The following is an 18,573-nucleotide window of genomic DNA, read 5'->3' as shown; positions in this document are numbered from 1 at the left end:
CCCGCTCGAGCACCTGCTTCACCGCCTCCGCCCTGAACTCATCCGTGTATCGCTTGCTGCTCATGAACACCTCTGCTGTAGCCATGAATTATGGCCTGCGGGTGTCTGCAAAAGGCTGGGCGGTCCACGGAGGTACATCTTCCATACTCTCGATAAATCCACCTAATCCCCAACCCCACGGGAGTCTGCTTTCGGCCAGAAGCGGACACCGTAGATGCACATGAGCGGTTGAGAGTCAGGAGATCACTGATGACTGATCCGGGCTTCCCCTGAACCGCAACCCCACCCCTGGCTCGGTCACGATCCACCGCGGAGCCGACGCATCGTCCCCCAATTTCTGACGGAGTTTGCCCACGAGAATGCGCAGGTAATGGGTATCGCCATCGTGCGTAGGTCCCCACAGTTCGCGCAGCAGCTGCGGCTGCGTCACCACACGACCCGCGTGCTGCAGCAAGAGGGCGAGCAACGCGTATTCCTTGCGCGCCAACGCCAACGGCTCGCCACGGAGGCGAACCTCGCGCCTCGCCAGATCGACGTGAAGTGTGCCGTCATCGTAGACGGGGGGCGCGGCATCGGCAGGCACCGCCACGTCGCGCAGCAGCGCACGCACCCGTGCCATGAGTTCGGGTGTGCCGAACGGCTTGGTGACGTAATCATTGGCCCCGGCATCGAGTGCCGCCACTTTGTCCGCCTCGTCCGCACGCACCGACAGCATCAGCACCGGCACCCGCGACCAACTGCGCAGTTCCGCCAGCGCTTCATGGCCATCGATGTCCGGCAAGCCGATGTCCAGAATCACGAGGTCGGCACCGCGTGTCGCCAGTGCCTCCAGCCCTTCACGCGCCGTGGCGGTCAGGGCCACCGCATAGCCCTGTGCGCGCAGGCTGATGTCGAGGAATTTCCGGATGTGCGGTTCGTCGTCGATGACGAGAATGCGCACCGGCAGGCCGGTGGTCGGGTTCACGTCGCGGAATCGGGGGGCGTCATGCGCGGCAGTGTGATGCGAATGCGCGTGCCGCGTCCATCGGGGCCCGGCAAGGCCTCGACCTGGCCACCATGGGCGCCGACCATGCCCTGCGCGATCGTCAGGCCGAGCCCGCTGCCGTTGTGCCCGCGATCGCCGCGCTCGACGCTGTAGAACATGTCGAAGATGCGCGCGCGGTCGGCGTCAGGGATGCCGGGGCCGCGGTCGTCGACATCGATCTGCAGGCCGCCATCGTCGAGCTCGCGCGCCGCCACTGCGACCGCTTCTCCCGCCGGCGAGAATTTGCAGGCGTTCTCGATCACGTTGAACAGAGCCTGTTCCAACAGTGCGGCGTGTGCCCACAGAGGCTTGAGTCCCGGCGGCAGCGACATCGCGACCTGTGCTACGGGCACGTACTGACGGATGCGCGCCACCGCTGCCCCGACGAGTTCATCTGCGCCGATCCAGTCGCGTTTCAGCGCCAGTCCCCCGTGGCCAAGGCGGGTCATGTCGAGCAGGTTCTGGATGTAGCGATCCAGCCGCTCGCCCTCGCTGCGGATGGTCGCCATCAGCTCGCCGCGATCGGCCTCCGGCATCTGCGTGCCGTAGCTCTGCAGGCTGGACACCGAACCGATGATCGCGGCCAACGGGGAACGCAGGTCATGCGAGACCGAGGACAGCAGGGCTGAACGCAGGCGTTCGGTTTCCGCGCCGACCCGGGTCGATTCCAGGTCGCTCACCAGCCGCGTGCGCAGTGCGGCCTGCGCGATGTCGTCCACCATGGCTTCCGCCAGGCGCGACTGTTCCAGCGTCAGCCGGGTCACGCCGGGCACGAATTTCAGACCGACCACGCCGAGCGACGCGCCATCGCCACGCACGGGCAGGAACCACCAATCGCTGGCGGACAGCGTCTGTGTGAACCGCCCGGCGTGCTGTCCGTGCGCACGGCTCCAATCGGCAGCGGCGCGATCCTTCGCGTCGAGCCAGTCCGCGCTGCGGTCAGGGATCGGTGCATCGCCCAGATGCACCACCGCCTCTACATCCAGAGCACGTTGCAATGCGGCTTGGCCGGCCTGCGCGACCTGGCCGGGATCGGCGGCGCTGGCGAGCTCGCGACCAAGCGCCTGCAACGCGGTGGCATGCGCGTTGGCCGCGCGCAAGGCGATCACCTGCGTGCGCAGCTTGGCGGCCAACCGCCCGGCCAGCAGCGCCGTGCCGAGGAACAGCAGCACGGTGATGACCCCGCGTTGCGCGGAAATCAAAAAGGTGAGGCGCGGCTCGATGAAGAAGAAGTTGTAGGCGAGGAAACACAACACCGCCGACAGCACCGCGGCTGCCATGCGTGTGCGCGAAGCGACCACCAGCACGGCTAGGATGAAGATCATCGACAGATCGTCCAGCCCGATGAAGCGTTCCGCCAGCCAGGCCGCCAGCACCGATAGCGCGGAGGCAAGCACGGCGAACGCCATGTCGCCCGCGCGCAGGGTGTCGCGGGTGTCGTCGAACAACCGACGCGATTTCTCCTCGCTCTGCGGCGTGCCGACAATGGTGATTTCGAAGTGCGCCGCACGCTGCAGCAACTGTTGCGTGATGGTGCGGTTCACCATGCGAGCCAGCGGGCGTTCACGCGTGCGGCCGAGCACGATGGCGGAGGCGCCCAACCGCTGCGCGTGGTCCAGCAACGCATCCACCACATTGTTGCCGTGCAGGATCTCGGCATTACCGCCCAGCCGGCGCGCCAGCGCGAATGCCTTGTCGATCTCCGCCTGCACGGGCTCCGGCCACGCGCCGGTCTGCACGCTGACCACCGTCCAAGGTACATGCCGGCGTTCGGCCATCCGTCGTGCGATCCGCACCATGTACTCGGACTGGCCGCGCCCATCGATGGCCACGATCACGTGCTGTCGCAGCGCCACCGGTTGCACCCCGCGCGCGGTCCGCTCGTCGCGCAGGTCGTTGTCGACGCGGTCGGCGGCAGTCTGCATCGCCAGCTCGCGCAGCGCCGCAAGGTTGGAGGGCACGAAGAATGACTGCAGCGCCTGAGCGGCATGCTCAGGCAGGTAGACCTTGCCTTGGTGCAGCCGTTCGATCAGTTCCGCCGGTGGCAGGTCCACCAGCACGATGTCGCGCAGCCGGTCGAAGATGGCATCAGGCACGGTCTCGCTGACGCGCACGCCGGTGATGCGATGCACGACGTCGTTAAGGCTCTCCAGATGCTGGATGTTGATGGTCGAATAGACATCGATGCCGGCATCTAGCAGGTCCATCACGTCCTGCCAGCGGCGTTCGTGGCGACTGCCAGGGGCATTGCGGTGCGCCAGCTCGTCCACCAACGCCACCTGCGGCTTGCGCGCCAACAGGGCATCGACATCCATGTCCTCGACCACGCGACCGTTGTAGGGAACCTGGCGGCGTGGCAGCACATCGAGGCCTTCGACCAGCTTCGCCGTCTCGGCACGACCATGGGTTTCCACCAGCCCGACCACGACATCGATGCCGCGTTGCTGTAGCTCCCGCGCGCGGCTCAACATGGTGTAGGTCTTGCCGACGCCCGGGGCAGCGCCGAGGAACAGCGTTAGCCGCCCGCTGCGTTGGCGCTGCAGCGTGCCGATCAGCGCATCGGCCTGTGCGCTGCGGGTGTCCGCGTCGTTCATGCCGGGCATTGTCGCGCGTCGGCTAGCGGCGTGCGTCCAGCGCCAAGTTGGCGCGTACCACGTTCACGCGCGCCGGCCCGAGGAGGCCAAACTGCGGCGCCTGCGTCGCATCGGCAATCGCCTTGCGCACGATGGCTTCGTCGAGACCGCGCGCCCGGGCGATGCGAGCCACCTGTTGCTGTGCAGCGGCGGGTGAGATGTCCGGGTCCAGGCCGCCGCCGGACTGCGTCGTCAATTCGGGCGCGACCGCGTCCACTGCGATGCCGTCGCGTGCGGCGACGTCGGCGCGCGTGTCGGTGATGCGCTGGATCGCCTCCGGGTTGGTGCGTGCCTGGTTGCTGCCAGCGGCCGCCATCGGATCATAGTTGGCCGCCGAGGGACGCGGCTGCAGATAGCGCGCATCAGCGAACGGCTGGGCGACCAGTAACGAAGCGACGGCGCTCCCATCTCGCTTGATCAGGCTACCGGTGGCCTGCTGCGGGAAGAGGGCACGTCCGAGTCCGGTGCCGGCGAGCGAATACAGCAGCCCGAAGCCCAACAGGGCGATGGCGGCCATGACCAGCGCCGGCCGCAGTGCAGCACGCGTATGCAGGGGAAGCGTCGATTCCATCGTGTGCATCTCAACCTCCAAACAGTGAAAGGACCATGTCGATCAGCTTGATCGCCACGAACGGCAGCACCACGCCGCCGCCGCCGTACACCAGCATGTTCCGGCGCAGTAGGGCATTGGCGCTGCCCGGGGTGAAGCGCACGCCGCGCAACGCCAGCGGGATGAGAGCCGGGATCACCAGTGCGTTGAAGATCAGCGCGGCCAGCACCGCGTTGCGCGGACTGGACAAGTGCATCACGTTCAACGTGGCCATCGAGGGAATGGCGGCGGCGAACAGGGCCGGCAGGATGGCGAAGTACTTCGAGACGTCGTTCGCCAGCGAGAACGTGGTCAGCGCGCCGCGGGTGATCAGCTGCTGCTTGCCGACTTCCACCACGGCCAGCAGCTTGGCCGGATCGGAATCCAGATCGACCATGTTGCCGGCCTCCTTCGCCGCCTGCGTGCCGGAGTTCATGGCGAGCCCGACATCGGCCTGCGCCAGCGCCGGCGCGTCGTTGGTGCCGTCACCGACCATCGCCACCAGGCGCCCCCCGGCCTGTTCCTGGCGGATGCGCGCGAGCTTGTCTTCCGGCCTGGCTTCGGCAATGTAGTCGTCGACGCCGGCTTCGGCCGCGATCGCGGCGGCGGTCAGCGGGTTGTCACCGGTGATCATGACGGTCTTGACGCCCATCGCGCGCAGGCGAGCGAAGCGCTCGGCCACGCCGTGCTTGACCACGTCCGACAGTTCCACCACGCCGAGCACATGCCGGCCTTCGGCGACCACCAGCGGGGTCGCGCCACTGCGCGCCACCGCATCGACGCGGGCCTGCAGCTCCGGGGTTGCCTCGCCGCCCAGTTCCGCGACATGCCGCGCGATGGCATCGCCGGCACCCTTGCGAATGACGCGTTGCACCTGCCCGTTGGTCGCCCCGAGATCCACGCCAGACATGCGCGTCTGCGCGGTGAACTGCACGAAATGCGCATGCTCCGGATCGACCAGCTTCGCGCCCTGTTCGACGGCAAGCTTGACGATGGACTTGCCTTCGGGCGTCGGGTCGGCCAGCGAGGACAGTATCGCCGCATCGCGCAGCTGCCCGGGATCGATACCGGACAGCGCGTGGAATTTCGTCGCCTGGCGATCGCCGTGGGTGATGGTGCCGGTCTTGTCCAGCAGCAGCACGTCGACGTCGCCGGCGATTTCCACCGCCTTGCCGGACTTGGCCAGCACGTTGGCGGACAGCGCACGGTTCATGCCGGCGATGCCGATGGCCGGCAGCAGGCCGCCGATGGTGGTCGGGATCAGGCACACCAGCAGCGCGATCAGCAGCAGGGGGTCGATGCGGGCGCCGACGAAGCTGGCGATGAACGGCAGCGTCGCCACCACGATCAGAAAGGTCAGCGTCATCGCCGCCAGCAGCATGGTCAGCGCGATCTCGTTCGGCGTCTTCTGGCGGTTGGCGCCTTCGACCAACGCAATCATGCGGTCGAGGAAGCTGCCGCCGGGTTCGGCACTGACTTCGATCACGATCTCGTCCGACAGCACCTTGGTGCCGCCGATGACCGAGGAGCGGTCGGTGCCGGCCTCGCGCAGCACCGGCGCGGATTCGCCGGTCACCGCAGCTTCGTTGACGCTCGCGAGGCCCCGGATGATCTCGCCGTCGGCGGGAATCAGCTCGCCTTCCGACACGATCACGCGGTCGCCCTTGCGCAGTTCAGACGCGGGAATGCGCGTTTCGGCACCGGCCTCATCGATGCGGCGGGCGACCAGATCCTTGCGCGCGGCCCGCAGCGATGAGGCCTGGCCACGGCCGCGGGCCTCCGCCACCGCTTCGGCGAAATTGCCGAACAGCACGGTGATGAGGAGGATCGCGCTGACCAGCAGGCCGTAGCCGAGCGCGCCGGGGGTGGTGACGCTGATGAGCGCGGCCAGCACGGTGCCGAGCATCACGATCGCCATCACCGGGCTCTTGACGAGATGCCGGGGCGCCAGCTTGCGCAGGGCATCGATCGATGCGGAACGCAGTGCGTCCGGATGCAACCCGACGATGGAACGGCGACGGGCCTCGCCGAGATGGAGGGAAGGCGTGCTCACGGGACGACTCCAGTCGCAGCATGCTGCTGCGCAACCAGTTGCAGGTGGTCGGCCACCGGCCCGAGGACCAGCGCCGGCATGAATTGCAGAACGGTGAGGATGGCGATGATCGCCACCAGGGTCAGCGCGAAGGTCGGCGATTCCAGCTGCAGCGAGCCTGAGCCCTGTGGCGCCGCGCGCTTCCTCGCCATCGAGCCGGCGATCATCAGCGGGATCAGCAGCACCGGCATGCGGCCGAGCAGCAGCACGATCGCGCAGGTGACGTTCCACCACACGGTGTTGTCAGCCAGCCCTTCGAAACCCGAGCCGTTGTTGGCGAAGGCACTGACGTATTCGTACAGCACCTGCGAGATGCCGTGCGCGCCGGGATTGGAGTTGCCGGTCAGGGACGGCACGGCCAGCGCGACGGCGGAAAAGCCGAGGATCGCCAGCGGCTGCAGCAGGATCAGGAAGGCCAGCCAGCGCACTTCGAACGCTTCGATCTTGCGCCCGAACAGCTCCGGCGTGCGCCCGGTCATCAGGCCGGCCAGGAACACCGCCAGCAGGATGTAGACCAGCAGGCCGAGCACGCCGCAGCCGATGCCCCCCCAGATGGCGTTGATCAGCATGTTAGTCATTGCGACGCCACCCGCCAGCGGTGCCCAGGAATCGTGCATCGACACGACCGAACCATTGGAGGTCTGCGTCGACAGCGCGCCGTAGGCGGCGGAAGCCTCCGCGCCGAGCCGGACTTCCTTGCCTTCCATCACCGCGATCGCACTGCCGGGTGCATGGCTTTCCAGCCAGATCGTGCCGAGGCTCGAGAGCAGCGACAGCCCCAGCATCGTGCCGAGCACCAGCCCGATGAGCCTGCGGCGACCGGTGAACTGACCGACCATGAACGCGCAGCCGACCGGGATCAGGATCAGCGCCAGCGTCTCGAGCAGGTTCGAAAGCGGCGTCGGGTTTTCCAGCGCCACGGTGCCATTGGGGCCGTACCAGCCACCACCGTTGGTGCCGAGTTGCTTGGCGGCGACCATCGGAGCGACCGGGCCGACCGGGATGTGCTGCGAGGCCATGCCGGCGTTGGCATCGATCGGCGTCACGTCCGCGACGCGCACAAGCGTCGCCGGCACGCCCTGCGAGGTCAGCAGCAGCGACCACAGCAAACACAGCGGCAGCATCACGCGCAGGCCGGCACGGATCACGTCGCGCCAGAAATTGCCCAGATCACGCTCCTCGCCTTCTGCGGATGACGTGTCGCCCTCGATGGCCTTGCGGCCGCCGAAAAACCCGCGCAGGCTCGCCGCCAGGATCGCCAGTCCGAACATCGGCGTGATCATCTGCAGACCGACGATGCCGACCATCTGCGACAGCCACGAGAGCTGCGCCTGGCCGGAGTAATGCTGCTGGTTGGTGTTGGTCAGGAACGAGACCATGGTGTGCAGCGCGAGGTCCCAAGGCATGTTGGGTGCGGCATACGGGTTCAGCGGCAACACGCCCTGCATCATCAGCAACACCCACACCGTGACGAACAACACGGCGTTGGCCAGCAGGAATGCCAGCGCATAGCCGCGCCAGGTCATGCCGCCGCGCGCCGCCGGTCCCAGCGCCGCATACAGGCCGCGTTCGACATGCAGGAACAGCGCGTCCAGCGGCGCCTTGCCGCCACGCAGGACTCTGGCCATGTAGTGGCCCAGCGGCCAGCCGAGCAGCAGCGCCAGCACCATCACGAGTACGAAGGTGGTCATCGGAAGGTCCTCAGAAGCGCTCAGGAAACAGAATGACGAACAAGAGGTAGATCGCGGCGACGACCACGGCGATCAGGCAAAGCAAGGCAAGCCATGTGGGCATGGAAATCTCCTCAGGTTCAGAACGCTGCCTGCAGCGCTGCTTCGATGCGGGTACCGGCGACCTCGCGGCCAAAGCGGGCCTTCGCCGCGCCATCGGTGCCGTGCACGGTCAGGCGTGCTTCTAACGGGGCCTTGAACGCCCACACCGCGCTGGCCCAGCCGTGGTTGTAGTCGCCCAGCGCATCGCTCAGTGCGTAATGCGCGGCACTAGCTTCGAAACGTAGTTCGTCATTGGCGGGAATGCGCACGCCGGCGCTGACGTACGTGCCGTTCTCACGCGTGGCCATGGCGTTGCTGGACTGGCCGACACCGACCCAGGCACGGTCGCGCCAAGTGGCGGAGGCATTGACCTCGCTCCAGTCCAATCCGCGAGTGCCAGGATAGATGTAGCGCAGCGCGCTGACGTCCAGCGCCCAGTCCTCGCCGAGCTTGCGTCCCCAGCCGATGGTGAGATCGAACTCGCTGGCGGCATCGGTTGCGGAGGCGAACTTCACGTTCGAACCCCACACCGATGCATAGAGGCCGCTGTCACCGGCAAGCTTGATGCCCGCCTGCACGGCCGGCTTCTGCATCGTCTGCGAGCTGCCGCGCCAGATGTAGTCGCTGGTGAGGGTGGCGTTTCCTGTCAGCTCCGCTGCCGATGCGGCGGACGCAAGGCACACGAGGCCTGCGGCGGCGAGGACGGCGATGGATAGCGGCACGGCCGCCTCTTTCCACTCCCTTCTGATCCTAGTGTCCATTGCGAACCATGGCTGATTAGACGTCGCCATGGTCCCGGAAGGGGACGTAAATTCGCTATTGCGCACCTGGCGCCGCTACGTAAATTCGTCGTAAATTTCCATTGAGTGAATGTCCGCTTCGGGTCGCTTTCGGCCAGAAGCGGACGTTCTGGCTGACCCGAACTGCCGCTTCGAATCCACTCTTTCAGAGGGTCGGCAGGGATTCGTGTAAAAAACGGCCAAAGGTGAGCTAACTGCCTGTCATAGCTGACTTTCTTGGCCGCTCCAGCCACGCGTCAGAACGGAGCATTTCTTCTTCGAGGACCGGACAACGGGCCGTAACTCGTTATTTCACCTCGTCCCGGTAACTCCGCCAAGCCATGCGGAGTACCCGAGCGGAGGACCGCAGAAACATCAGCAACAGTCCACCGGCGATGACCAGATCGGGCCAGCCGGCATCGAACAGCCACACGCCGGCGGCTGCCAGCAGCACCGCAACACCCTCGTACAGGTCATTGCGCGAGCACTCCCAGGCCGATGACATGTTCACGTCGCCAAAGCGGTACGGGGTAAGCAGCCACAGGCACAAGGCGTTGAACGCAAGATTGATCACGGCGGCGATGCCGATGGCCTCGAAGATCGGCACCTCCGGGTGGGCCAGGCGCCAGCCGATCTGGATGGCGACCGCAACCGCGGCACCGAGGATCAGCAATCCCTTGAACAACGCCACCCTGGCCTTGGCGCGCAGGCTCGCGCCGATCACTGCCAGGCTCAGCAGATAGGTCAACGCATCACCGAGGTTGTCGAGGCTGCCCGACAGCAACGAGGACGAGCCGCTGTAGATCGCTGCGGTGATCATCATCACGAAGCTGGCGATGTTGATTGCCAGCACGATCATCAACACGCGCCGCTGCCCCGCCTCCAGGGCGCGGATATCCACCGTGCTTCCGCAGCCGCACGAATCACTCATGATCATGTCTCCGAGTCGAGCGGGCGTCCGAGGATTTGCGGCCCGCTTCCAGGTCGGCGATCCTAAACCCCGGAGTCGCTACAGAGTCAAGCCCATGAAGATCGGAGAGGTCGCGGAGCGCAGCGGGTGCCATCCCGAAACCGTGCGCTACTACGAGCGCATCGGGTTGTTGCCTGCCCCGCCGCGCACGGCGGGCGGGTATCGCGACTACCGTCCCGCCGACGCGGATCGGCTGCGCTTCATCAGCCGCGGACGCGAACTGGGCTTCTCGCTGGAGGAGATCCGCAGCCTGCTGGGCCTGGCCGGAGACGACGGGTTGTCCTGCCAGGATGTCGACCGTCTTGCCCGCGGGCACCTGCTGGACATCCGGAACCGGCTAAACGACCTTCAGCGGATGGCCTCGGAGCTCGAACGGGTGATTGGCAGTTGCAGCGGCGGCGAGCGCGGCCAGTGCGCCATCCTCGACACGCTGCGCCACCCGCCATCCTAGGTCGGCACTCAAGCGTCCTCTTCGCCACGGGCATCCTGCAGGATCTCGATGCCCCCTTTCAGGGCGATCGCCGCCACTGCTAGCCCCACGACGAGGTCGGGCCAGGCCCGCCCGGTCCACAGCACCAGTCCGCCACCCACGAGCACGCCTGCGTTGGCGATGAAATCGTTGGTGCTGAAGGTCGTCGCGGCACGCACGTTCACATTGGCCTGCCGGATTTTCTTGAGCAGCCACACGCATGTCGCGTTTACCAGGCCGGCCCCCAGCGCCATCACCATCATCGTCGTACCAATGGGCTCGGCGTCACCCAGGAACCGACGGCCCACGTCGACCAGGATCCCAGCGGCGAACAGGATCAGCAGCCAGCCGGACACTTTGGCCGCCGACCGTTTCCAGGCTTGTGAGCGACTGAGTGCGAGCAGGGTGATGATGTAGACGGCGCTGTCGGACGCATTGTCCAGTCCATTTGCGATCAGAGCGCTTGAGCCGGCGGCGACGCCCGTGACCCCGAACCCCGCGGCAAGCGCGAGGTTCAGGGCGAGGACGATCAACAGGATCCGGCGCTGGTGCGCGTCGTGTATCTCGATCTTCTCTTCACTCAACTCAGTGGGCCTCCAGTTGCGGCTTCGCTGCGTCGCCGCGATGCAGAAGACGGTAAAGGGTGGGCAGGACAAGCAGGGTGAGCAGCGTTGAAGACACGATCCCGCCGATCACGACGGTGGCGAGCGGACGCTGCACCTCCGCGCCCGCGCCGACATTGAGCGCCATCGGGACGAAGCCGAGCGACGCCACGAGGGCAGTCATCAAGACCGGCCGCAGCCGCCCGAGCGCGCCGTTGAAGACCGCGTCGTCCAGCGACTGGCCTTGTTCGCGCAGGTTGCGAATGAAGGCGATCATGACCAGGCCGTTGAGCACGGCCACGCCGGACAGCGCGATGAAGCCGACACCTGCGGTGATCGACAACGGGATACCGCGCAGAGCCAGTGCGGCCACGCCGCCCGACAGCGCCAGCGGCACGCCGCTGAACACGATCACCGCGTCCCTGGCCGAGCCAAAGGCCATGAACAACAGGCCGAAGATGAGGACCAAGGTCACTGGTACCACTACTGCGAGCCGTTGGCTGGCCGAGATCAACTGCTCGAACGTGCCGCCGTAGTCGATCCAGTAGCCCTCGGGTACGTTCACCTGCTGCCCGACGCGCTGCTGCAGCTCTTCGACGAAGCTACCCAAGTCGCGATCACGCACGTTGGCGGTGACCACCACCCGGCGCTTTCCATTCTCGCGGTTGATCTGGTTGGGCCCCAGCAGGCTCTCGATCTTCGCGAGCTCCCGCAGCGGTACGGTCCGCGCGATCGCCCAGCGTGGCTCCAAGCTCGACCGATCCGCGTTCGCAACGTCGGGCAAGGGGATCGGCAGGTCCTGCAGGGCGATCGGATCGACACGCATCTGTTCCGGCAGTCGAACCACGATGTCGAAGCGGCGGTCGCCCTCGAACAGCTGGCTGGCCACCTGGCCACCCACCGCAGTGGCAACGGTCTGCTGCACGATCCCCGGATTCAGTCCGAAGCGCGCAAGCGCTGCGCGGTCCGGGACGATCGTCAGCAGTGGCAAGCCGGTTGCCTGTTCGGTGTTGACGTCGACCGCGCCCTCGACCTGCCTGGCAGCCGCCTCGACCTGTTCGGCCACCTCGACCAGCGTGTCCAGGTCGTCACCGAACACCTTGACCGCCACATCCGCACGCACGCCGGAGATCAGCTCGTTGGTCCGCATCTCGATCGGTTGCGAGTACTCGTAGTTGTTGCCGGGAAGCGTCGCCACTGCCGCTTCGATTTCGTCGATCAGCACATCCCTGCGCTTGCGTGGATCGGGCCATTGCCCGCGTGGTTTCACCATCAGGTAGGTGTCCGCCACGTTGGGTGGCATCGGGTCGGTGGCCACCTCCGCCGTGCCAATCCTGCTGAAGACACGCTCGACTTCCGGAACCTGCATCAGGCGTTCTTCCACGGCCAGTTGCATCTTCACCGACTGCTCCAGGCCCGTTCCGGGAATGCGGATCGCCTGCATGGCGAGGTCGCCCTCGTCCAAGCTGGGAATGAACTCGCTGCCCAGGCGTGTGGCGAGTAGCAGGGACACGACGACCAGCATCAGTGCCCCGCCAAGGACCCAGTTTTGCCGGCGAAGCGACCACGCAAGCAACGGCTCATAGCGCCGCCGCGTCCATTGGACCAGTCTGTTCTCCTTCTCCTCGACGCGGTTACCCATGAAGATCGCGATGGACGCGGGAACGAAGGTCAGCGACAGGACCATTGCACCGGTGAGGGCCAGCACCACGGTGATCGCCATCGGGTGGAACATCTTTCCCTCGATCCCGGTCAGCGCGAAAATCGGCAGGTACACCGCGGCGATGATGAACATGCCGAACAGGCTGGGCCGGATGACTTCGACCGTGGCAGTGGCCGTCAGGTCGTTGCGTTCCTCGCGTGTCAACGTCCGCCCAAGTCGGTGCTGCATCTCGCCAAACCGCCGCAGAACATTCTCGATGATGATGACCGCGCCATCGACGATCAGCCCGAAGTCGAGCGCACCGAGACTCATCAGGTTCCCCGACACGCCGCCACGCACCATCCCGGTGATGGTGAACAGCATGGCCAGCGGGATGACGGCTGCGGTGATGAGCGCGGCGCGGAAGTTCCCCAACAGCAGGAACAGGACCACGATCACCAGCAAGGCACCCTCGATCAGGTTCTTCGAGATGGTCTGCATCGTGCGTTCGACCAGCCCGGTGCGGTCGTAGACCGCCGTCGCGGTGACGCCTTCCGGCAAACTTGCGTTCGCATCCTGCAGCTTCGCCGCCGCGGCCTGCGCGACGGTGCGGCTGTTGGAGCCCACCAGCATCGACACTGTGCCCAGCACGACCTCTTCCCCGTTCTGGGTCGCCGCGCCCGTACGAAGCTCCGGACCCTCACCCACCTGTGCCACGTCAGCGACCCGGATCGGCAGGCCGTCGCGTCGGTCCAGCACGATGTTCCGGATCTCGTCGATCCCGCCGACCTGGCCGGGCACGCGCACCAGGTACTGCTGGCCGTTGCGCTCAATGTAACCGGCGCCCATGTTCTGGTTGTTGGCCGCCACCGCGTCGACGATGTCCTGCAGCGTGAAGCCGAGTGCAACCAGCTTGGACGGGTCCGGCGTGATGTGGATCTGCCGCTCGAAGCCGCCGATCGTGTTGACCTCGGTCACCCCCGGTGTGTTGCGCATCTGCGGCCGGATGACCCAGTCCTGCAGGGTGCGGAGGTCGGTGGCGGTCCACGGCGTGCCGTCCGGCTTGGCCGCCCCGGGCGCCGCGTCGACGGTGTACAGGAAGATCTCGCCCAACCCGGTCGAGATCGGCCCCATTTCGGGCTCCAGTCCTTCTGGGATCTGCGAGCGGATCTGCTGCAGGCGTTCGGCCACCTGCTGCCGGGCGAAGTACAGGTCGGTGCCGTCCTCGAACACCACTGTGACCTGCGACAGACCGTATCGGGACAGAGATCGCGTGTAGTCAAGGCGCGGCAGGCCGGCGAGTGCCGTCTCGATCGGGTAGGTAACCCGCTGCTCGGACTCCAGTGGCGAGTAGCCGGACGCCTCGGTGTTGATCTGTACCTGGACGTTCGTGATGTCGGGCGTTGCATCGATCGGGAGCCGGGTGAAGCTCCAGATGCCCACGCCGATCAGCCCGAGGGTCAGCACCAGCATCATCCAGCGATGTCGGATCGAGAACCGGACGATTCGCTCCAGCAGGCCCGGCTGGAGGGCTACGGCGTCAGTGGTCATGCGCCGCGCCCTCCTTGCCGATGTCCGCCTTGATCAAGTAGCTCTCCGCGACGACCACCTCCTCGCCTTCGCTCAGGCCCGAGAGGATCTGCACCTGCGTGGCATCGCGGGCACCGAGTTCGACGTGTCGGGTCAGGTACGTCTCGCCCTCACGTACGAACACGGCCTCCTGGCCATCCATCGACTGCAGCGCGGTCAGCGGCACCATCAGGTCCACCGGCTCCTGCGCGACCGTGATCCGCGCCTTGACCGCCGTTCCCGGCCGCCATTGGTTGTCGGCGTTGTCGATCGTTGCGCGGGCCACCGTGCTCTGGCTGGCGGTGGCCATGCCCGGCAGCACGCGTTCGAGCGTGGTTCGGACCGTCTCGCCATCGCTCATGCGGGTGACCGCCACCGGCACGCCGGGCTGGATGTGCTGGGCGTCGGCGCCAAAGATGTGGAGGTCGACCCAGAGCTGCGAGAGATCGGCGATCTCGAACAGCGGCGCGCCCTCGCCGGCCAAGCCGCCGACCGAGGCACTGCGCTCGACGACCACGCCAGAGATCGGCGCGGCGACGCTGTAGGTGCTCAGACTCAGGTTGCTCTCGATCGTCGCCAGCATCTGGCCGGCGCGAACCTGGTCTCCGACATTGGCGCGCAGTGAGCGGATCGGGCCTGGGAAGCGGGCGGTGACCTGCGCAACACGCCCCTCGACCGGGGTCAACAGGCCTTGCACCTCATGCTCGTCGGCGATCACGCCGGGGCCGACGGGCCGCGTCTGGATACCGGACTTTTCGGCAATTTCGGCAGGGATGACCGTGCTGGCGATTTCACCCGCTTCATGACCGTGTTCGTCGGCCTCGGTGCCGTGGTCGGCGGCCTCGTCAGCATGGGCGTCGTTTGCCGGCTGGCTAGGCTGGTCCGGCTCACCACTGCAAGCCGCCAGGCTCAAGGCCAGCGCCAATGCCGGGATCAGGTGGACAGGCTTCATGGGGTTGCTCCTTGGTTGTCTTGCGGGCCCGGGCCGGCGACGAATGCCTGGCCGGTCAGCCGCTGGATCTCGATCAGGGCGCGCTGGGCTTCCAGCGCAGCTGCCAGCTGTTGCTGCCGTGCGGCGGCGCGCTCCGCCTGCAGGCTCGACCACTCCAGATAACTGGCGGCGCCTGCGCGGTACGCGGTGGCGGCCGCTGCTTCGGCCTTGGCCAGACGTGGAAGCACGTCCTCACCCAGCCGCTGTGCTTCCAGGCGGGCCATCCCGAAGCGGCCATGCGCCTCAGCGAGGGTGGAGTAGAGCGACAGCCCCACGGCCTCCCGTTCGATTTCCAGCGCTGTCAACTCGGCGCGTGCGGCACGGATGCCCGGTTGTGCCCGGCGGGTGGTGCCCAGCGGGATCGAGACACTGCCGACCAAGCCGAAGTCATCGGCGTCCGCCATCCGTCGCACGCCCACCTGCCAGTCGAAGTCCGGGGTCGCTTCGCTGCGTGCCAGCTGCAGGCGTGCCTCGCCAATGCGCTGCTGATCGACGAACTGCGCGAGCTCGGGAGTGCGTTGCAACCAGTCGGCGAGTACCGCGAAGTCCGCGATCGGGGGCACGGCGAGCAGATCGCCCCCGAGGATCTCGAATGCGGGATTTCGCTCGCCCCACAGGGCCGCGAGATGCTGGCGGGCGGCCGCCTGACGTTGCCGGGCGCGAGCGCGATCCAGTTCCGACCGCGCGAGGGCGGCCTGGGCGGTGAGTACGACCGATTCCGGCGAAGCGCCGGCCTCGTGACGCCGGCGCGCCGCAGCAACGGTGCGTTCGCGCTGGTCGACGTCCAACTGCGCAAGCTCGCCTTCGCGTTGCGCACCGACGACCGCCAGGTAGCGGCGGGCCACTTCGGCCAGGAGATCCAACCGCTGCGCCTCGCGCTCGATGGCCAGCGCGTCGATCCGGCTTTGCGCGAGCGTGCGGCGGGCATCGAGCTTGCCGCCGCGCTCCAGCACGGAGGCGAGGCTCAGCGTGATCTCGGCGCCATCCAGGCCGCTGGCCGGGCCGGTACCGAGCACGTTCTCGACCTCGGCTCCAGCGACCAGCGCCGGGCGCAACGAGGAGCGATCCAGTTCGGCTTTCAGGGCCTCATGGCGGGCACCAAACAAGCGTAGATCGGGATGGGCGTCGGCAACGCGAAGGAAAGCGTCGTCCAGGGTGAGGGGGTCGGCGGCGTGCGTGGGGAATGCCACGGCACACACGGCGACGAACGCGGCCAGGGCCGCTGATCGCAAACGCATGGGGGTTGCTCCGATGAATCGAATTGACGGGAGTCGGCATCAGGCCGACGGCGCGGTCATCCGAAGATCGGAGGCTTGAATGGGCTCGGCAGACGCAAGGCGGCCGGGGGCGATGCTTTTTCGACCCCCATTCGACCGGCGACCGGTCGAGTAGAAAATGAATCCAGGACCGGCAACACGGCCGCGGCTGAACCACAGCAATGGGCGAAATCCAGTAACAGGTGCAACGTCTCCGATCCGTCTTGATCGTGCGCGTCCGCCGCGGCGAACTCCGCGCCCGGATCGTTGGCATGCGGGCCGTGGCTGTGCGCGCCCGACGGATCGTGCGCGAGCTCATGCATTTCGCCAGCGGCTGTCATCACCGGTTGGAATGCCAACCCCAACGCAAGCACACCCAGCACGACGACGCGCAGGAGCGGCAACAAGAAGCGGGGATGCAGGCGGGTCATGGCCGCGCAGGGTACCTGCGGATGATGGAGTTATACAATTCCGCTGAATGCGTCGAGAGGGCTACAGGGAAAAGGCGCGTTCCAGTTGTCGGCCATGGCACCGCTTGTACTTGTTTCCGCTGCCGCACTGGCACGGCTGGTGATCGCGCAGCCCCGACGACAGTGCGTGTCCAGGAACTGGTGCGCCTGCTGCAGCGGTTCGATTTCATGCGCGGGGACACTGACCTCGCCGGGAGCCGCCGGGATGCCCCGGCTCAGTCTCTTCCTGGGGGCTCTTGCCGTTGCATGGGCTGCTAGCCCTTCGATGGCAGACAGCAATACCCGGACTGCGCTCTACGAGGTCATGCGGTCGGGCTTGGCTGCCTGAGTGATCCGTGGGACGAAGTGGTGCGCGATGTTCCAACGAGACGTCCGCTTTGGGTCGAAAGGAGCCATCCGCCCTACCCCCGATAACCAGCCCTAATCCGCGCGCTCAGGCGAACACCCGCTTCGGGCAAGCAAACAGCCAACCTCGCTCAACGCAGGACGGCTGGCTAGGGGCTTGCTGTGCCCTTCTCATCGTGTGAACCTGATGCCTGCCAGCCTATGCGCGCTCCGCTTAGGATCGACCGGCGCGCAAGCGGTGCCGACCCGCGCCGGAACGACGACGCCTGCTGCGGGCGGTCGAGGTTCTGAGCGGACCTGCCGACTGCGCGACATGCGCCGGCTGGCCCGGCCCGCGGTCGCAGCGGACAATAGTCCCCATGAAACCCCATGACAGACTGGCCGAAGCCACGCCGGACCTGAGGAAGTACGCGTGGCTGGCGATCGTGACGGCGGTGCTGACGGTGCTGCTCAAGGGCAGTGCCTGGGCGATCACCGGCTCGGTGGGCCTGCTGTCGGACGCCGCCGAATCGATGGTCAACCTCGTGGCCGCCATCGTGGCCCTGGTCTCGCTGACCATCGCCGCCCAGCCGGCCGACGACGACCACCACTTCGGCCACAGCAAGGCGGAGTATTTCTCCGCCGCGCTGGAAGGGATCATGATCTTCGTCGCCGCGGCCTCGATCATCTACTTGGGCATCGATCGCCTGCTCAATCCGCGGCCACTGGGAGCGCTCGGCATCGGCCTCGCCATTTCGATCGTGGCCGCCGTCCTCAACGGTGTCGTCGGGCGGATCCTGATCCAGGTCGGCACCGAGCACCGCTCCATCACCCTGCGCGCCGACGGCAAGCATCTGATGGCCGACGTGTACACCTCGGTCGGGGTCGTGGTGGGCCTGGGGCTGGCGTGGCTGACGGGCTGGGACTGGCTGGATCCGGTGATCGCGATCCTGGTGGGCGTCAACATTCTGGTTGTCGGCTACCGGCTGATGTCCGAATCCGCCTCCGGCCTGATGGACGCGACCCTGTCCCCCGAGGACAACGCCCGGATCCAGGCCATCCTGGACGCGCACGCCGAACCGGGCCGGATCGAGTTCCACGCCGTGCGGACCCGCGAATCGGGGGCCCGCCAGTTCATGGAGATGCACATGCTGGTGCCCGGCGACTGGACCGTCTTGCGCGGGCATGACGCCATGGAAGACCTGGTGGAGAAGATCGTGGCGGAGTTCCCGGCCATGCGCGTGACCGGGCACCTGGAACCGGTCTCCGATCCCCGCAGCTACGAAGACATGGCCCTGTAGCCGAAAAGCGGGAGGCGACGTTGGGTCAGGCAGGCGACGAAGACCCGCGGCTCGATCCCCCGTGCGTTGTCACTGTATTCATCCGGAGTT

16 protein-coding genes are annotated in these 18,573 nt (G+C 66.7%); 2 read left to right on the top strand and 14 right to left on the bottom strand.

Translation table 11 applies throughout. The features are described from left to right. Window positions 1-235 precede the first annotated feature (235 nt). From LDO11_RS15310 to LDO11_RS15275, 8 genes are all read right to left on the bottom strand, one after another. Entirely contained in the window at window positions 236-964 is a 729-nt protein-coding gene (locus tag LDO11_RS15310; RefSeq protein ID WP_232142294.1) for a response regulator, read from the bottom strand. Continuing rightward, the gene (locus LDO11_RS15305) at window positions 961-3,618 is read right to left on the bottom strand and encodes an ATP-binding protein (protein WP_232142293.1); all 2,658 of its coding nucleotides are present in this window, start codon (window positions 3,616-3,618) and stop codon (window positions 961-963) included. The genes LDO11_RS15310 and LDO11_RS15305 overlap by 4 nt, the downstream gene beginning before the upstream one ends. A gap of 22 nt (window positions 3,619-3,640) precedes the next feature. After that, window positions 3,641-4,228 (bottom strand): potassium-transporting ATPase subunit KdpC, encoded by a 588-nt coding sequence (gene kdpC / locus LDO11_RS15300; RefSeq protein WP_112927724.1) that lies wholly within the window; start codon window positions 4,226-4,228, stop codon window positions 3,641-3,643. 10 nt (window positions 4,229-4,238) lie between these two features. Beyond that, a complete protein-coding gene (gene kdpB / locus LDO11_RS15295) occupies window positions 4,239-6,254 on the bottom strand; it encodes a potassium-transporting ATPase subunit KdpB (RefSeq protein ID WP_232142298.1) in 2,016 nt (671 codons plus the stop codon). A gap of 41 nt (window positions 6,255-6,295) precedes the next feature. Further along, entirely contained in the window at window positions 6,296-8,029 is a 1,734-nt protein-coding gene (gene kdpA / locus LDO11_RS15290; protein WP_232142292.1) for a potassium-transporting ATPase subunit KdpA, read from the bottom strand. Between the two features lie 10 nt (window positions 8,030-8,039). After that, on the bottom strand, window positions 8,040-8,132 hold the full coding sequence (locus tag LDO11_RS15285) for a potassium-transporting ATPase subunit F (protein ID WP_112926689.1): 93 nt from the start codon (window positions 8,130-8,132) through the stop codon (window positions 8,040-8,042). Window positions 8,133-8,148: 16 nt separating this feature from the next. Beyond that, window positions 8,149-8,832: a TorF family putative porin gene (locus LDO11_RS15280; protein ID WP_232142291.1), complete on the bottom strand. Its 684-nt coding sequence runs from the start codon at window positions 8,830-8,832 to the stop codon at window positions 8,149-8,151. A 364-nt stretch (window positions 8,833-9,196) separates the two neighbouring features. Continuing rightward, a complete protein-coding gene (locus LDO11_RS15275; RefSeq protein WP_095209458.1) occupies window positions 9,197-9,820 on the bottom strand; it encodes a cation efflux transmembrane domain-containing protein in 624 nt (207 codons plus the stop codon). Window positions 9,821-9,914: 94 nt separating this feature from the next. Here LDO11_RS15275 and LDO11_RS15270 point away from each other — a divergent pair, with 94 nt between their 5' ends. Continuing rightward, a complete protein-coding gene (locus LDO11_RS15270; RefSeq protein ID WP_232142290.1) occupies window positions 9,915-10,310 on the top strand; it encodes a MerR family transcriptional regulator in 396 nt (131 codons plus the stop codon). Between the two features lie 8 nt (window positions 10,311-10,318). On the opposite strand, the gene LDO11_RS15265 is transcribed toward LDO11_RS15270, so the two are convergent. From LDO11_RS15265 to LDO11_RS15975, 6 genes are all read right to left on the bottom strand, one after another. Beyond that, entirely contained in the window at window positions 10,319-10,912 is a 594-nt protein-coding gene (locus LDO11_RS15265) for a cation efflux transmembrane domain-containing protein (protein WP_095208872.1), read from the bottom strand. A gap of 1 nt (window position 10,913) precedes the next feature. Further along, window positions 10,914-14,090, bottom strand: a complete 3,177-nt coding sequence (locus LDO11_RS15260) for an efflux RND transporter permease subunit (protein ID WP_232142297.1) — start codon at window positions 14,088-14,090, stop codon at window positions 10,914-10,916. A gap of 22 nt (window positions 14,091-14,112) precedes the next feature. Then, window positions 14,113-15,093, bottom strand: coding sequence for an efflux RND transporter periplasmic adaptor subunit (locus LDO11_RS15255; protein ID WP_095208873.1), 981 nt, complete (start codon window positions 15,091-15,093; stop codon window positions 14,113-14,115). Continuing rightward, window positions 15,090-16,370 carry a TolC family protein gene (locus tag LDO11_RS15250; RefSeq protein ID WP_232142289.1) on the bottom strand — a complete coding sequence of 427 codons (1,281 nt, stop codon included), beginning with the start codon at window positions 16,368-16,370 and terminating at the stop codon, window positions 15,090-15,092. Before LDO11_RS15250 ends, LDO11_RS15255 begins: the two co-directional genes overlap by 4 nt. Window positions 16,371-16,426: 56 nt before the next feature. After that, on the bottom strand, window positions 16,427-16,819 hold the full coding sequence (locus LDO11_RS15245; RefSeq protein WP_096009489.1) for a hypothetical protein: 393 nt from the start codon (window positions 16,817-16,819) through the stop codon (window positions 16,427-16,429). Window positions 16,820-16,880: 61 nt separating this feature from the next. After that, window positions 16,881-16,970 carry an SEC-C metal-binding domain-containing protein gene (locus LDO11_RS15975; RefSeq protein WP_225218078.1) on the bottom strand — a complete coding sequence of 30 codons (90 nt, stop codon included), beginning with the start codon at window positions 16,968-16,970 and terminating at the stop codon, window positions 16,881-16,883. A 592-nt stretch (window positions 16,971-17,562) separates the two neighbouring features. Between LDO11_RS15975 and LDO11_RS15240 the strand changes: the two genes are divergently transcribed. After that, a complete protein-coding gene (locus LDO11_RS15240) occupies window positions 17,563-18,483 on the top strand; it encodes a cation diffusion facilitator family transporter (RefSeq protein WP_232142288.1) in 921 nt (306 codons plus the stop codon). The last annotated feature ends 90 nt before the right edge of the window (window positions 18,484-18,573 follow it).

The sequence above is a fragment of the Alterluteimonas muca genome, assembly GCF_021191595.1.
GTDB lineage: Bacteria > Pseudomonadota > Gammaproteobacteria > Xanthomonadales > Xanthomonadaceae > Luteimonas > Luteimonas muca.
This window is presented reverse-complemented; position numbering and strand designations above follow the sequence as displayed.